The 2,316-nt window shown below is 26.3% G+C and carries 3 protein-coding genes and 2 pseudogenes; all 5 read right to left on the bottom strand.

Annotated features, from left to right (window positions below; genetic code table 11):
* Window positions 1-372, bottom strand: a pseudogene (locus tag OYV_RS00585) (AAA family ATPase); the annotation flags it as partial.
* Window positions 373-414: 42 nt separating this feature from the next.
* Window positions 415-705, bottom strand: a complete 291-nt coding sequence (locus tag OYV_RS00580) for an HU family DNA-binding protein (protein WP_011160864.1) — start codon at window positions 703-705, stop codon at window positions 415-417.
* Window positions 706-741: 36 nt separating this feature from the next.
* The gene (locus tag OYV_RS00575; RefSeq protein WP_011160863.1) at window positions 742-1,071 is read right to left on the bottom strand and encodes a single-stranded DNA-binding protein; all 330 of its coding nucleotides are present in this window, start codon (window positions 1,069-1,071) and stop codon (window positions 742-744) included.
* Window positions 1,072-1,302: 231 nt separating this feature from the next.
* On the bottom strand, window positions 1,303-1,908 hold the full coding sequence (locus OYV_RS00570; RefSeq protein WP_042067659.1) for a sigma-70 family RNA polymerase sigma factor: 606 nt from the start codon (window positions 1,906-1,908) through the stop codon (window positions 1,303-1,305).
* 143 nt (window positions 1,909-2,051) lie between these two features.
* Window positions 2,052-2,316, bottom strand: a pseudogene (locus tag OYV_RS00565) (replicative DNA helicase); the annotation flags it as partial.

The raw sequence follows: 2,316 nt of genomic DNA, 5'->3' as shown, positions 1-2,316 counted from the left end.
AGTTTGTTGTTGATTTTTTAGTTCGGTTAATTGTTGTTGTTTTTGAGTTTTCGTGTTTGGGGGTAATTGTGGGTTATTAGTTAATTCATTTTGCAGAGTTTTAATTTTAGTAATAATGTCGGTTAAAGTTTTAACATTTTCATCAATTTGGGTTTTTAAGGTTTGATCTTTTTGTTGTAATTCTTTGATTTTGGCTTGTTCTAATTTGATTTGGTGGTCGATCTCTTGTGGTTGTGTTGATGAAGGTTGTTTAGTTAATGATGGAGTTTTAGTTGTTGAGTGAGAATGAGTGATACCAAAGATTAATAAAATCAAGAAACCTAAACTTAATAATCCGATCAAACTCAGATAATTTTTTTTATTTAATTTCATGAATAACCTCCTTTCTTAGGTTTTTGAAAGAAAATAATTTGGTTATTTTAAAATTAAAGTTTTCGCTTGGTCTTTAATGGTTTTAGAAAGTTTGAAAGTGACTACGGTTTTGGCAGGAATTTTTAGTTTTTTCTTTGTTTTAGGGTTTCTACCGATGTAGGCTTTTCTTGGTTTTAATTTGAATTTGCCAATTTTAGAGGATAAAGACACTTCTTCATTTGATATGATTGCTTTAATTAGAGTATTCTCAAATGAGTTATAAAATTCTTCTGTTTTTGAAATTGAGGTTTTATTTACCTCAGCTATTTTTTTAATTAGTTCTTTTTTATTCATGTTTATTTTTCTCCTTAGTTTATGAATTTATTTTTTTTAAAAAGATAAATTTTCTTGTGGTTTATTATCTAAAAAGATCACGTTTTGAAGAATAACTTTAGTGTTAGTTTTAATTTGACCTTCATTATTCGTATATTTTTGGATGGATAATATCCCTTCAAGATAAATTTTCGAACCTTTATGTAAATATTTCTTCATGTTTTCGGCTTGTTTTCGAAAAGCGACACAGGGGATGAATTGGGTTATCTCTTTAAGGTTAACCGCTAATTGAAAATCAATTTTAGGGATTTGTTCGTTATTACTGTTAATGTATTGTTTTTCTAAATCATGGCTTAGACGACCGATTAATTGAACTTTATTTAACATATTTTATTTTTCCTTTTTTTTGATATATTTTTTTAATTTTTTCATTATTAAAACTTTTGAAAACAAATGTATTGGACGATTATCTAATTTGTTGATGTTGGAATCATTTATCACTGTTGTTTCAAAAGTTTTATGTTTGGTTTTGATATAAAAAAAAGATTACTTTGAAAGTAATCTGGTTTTTTTTATTGTTTCAAATAACTAGTTTAACGTCATTACGGACGAGAAAGGTTAACGTTTTTTTAATTTTTTGATAGCAATGTTTTTAATATTTTCTATTTGTTTTAAAGATAAATTGAGTTTTTCAGCGATTTCAGCGTTGGTATAACAAATTTGATAATCTTCGTTGATATTCCCTAAAGGAACACCAAAACTTAAATGGATAATTTTGAATTCGGTTTCGCTTAATTTAGCTTTCATTTTTTTTAAAAAGATTTCGTGATTAACTTGTTTTAACCATAATTGATGAGGATTTAGTTTATTTATTTGATGTGGTTCACAAAAATCTTCTTGAAAAGAAAGATTATCCTTTTTATGATTTTTTTGTGGGATTGAGGGAGAATGGCTTTTTCTTATTATTTCTCTTATTTCCGATTTGATGGTTGGAGTAGCATAAGCGATAAAGTCATAACCTAAATCTTGGTAATGATTGAGGGCTTTGATTAATCCTAAAACCCCTTCTTGGTATAAATCCTCTTTTTGAAGGACACGCGGATAATATTTAAATTGCTTAACTAATTTATTTACTAATGGCAAATGTAAATCGATTAATTGATTTCGTATTTCTAAATTCTTTTTGTTTTTTAAAAAATCTTTAAATAATTCTTCTCTTAACATTTAATCCCTTTCTAAAAACGTTTTTAGAAAAGATAAGAAATTATTTTTTTAGTCTTAGAAAAGAAAAAAAAGACTAACTTAATAGTTAATCTTAAAGAATTTTTAAAAAGTAAAAAGTGTCTAAAGTTTTGGAACACCTCAAAGCCTTTGAAGGTTTCTGATAAACGGTAATATTCTTCTTGAATTTTTTGTTTTGCTTGGTTATCAGTTTCAAAAAATTCAGGATGACAAGAAGCCATTTGATTTAAAGTTAATAAGGTTTTATCGGAGGAATGAGGTATAAAGGACATAAATTTTCTTAATTTATCAAAGATTTCTTGGTAGTATAGATTCTTATGATAAGGATCTTTGTTTTCAAAAGAAGGACTAATAATTTTTAAGAGTTGTTGGAACAGTTTTTCTTGAATA

It is taken from the genome of 'Chrysanthemum coronarium' phytoplasma, assembly GCF_000744065.1.
Taxonomy (GTDB): domain Bacteria; phylum Bacillota_I; class Bacilli_A; order Acholeplasmatales; family Acholeplasmataceae; genus Phytoplasma; species Phytoplasma asteris.
Note: the sequence above shows the minus strand (reverse complement) of the source record. Positions and strands in the feature narration are given on the sequence as shown.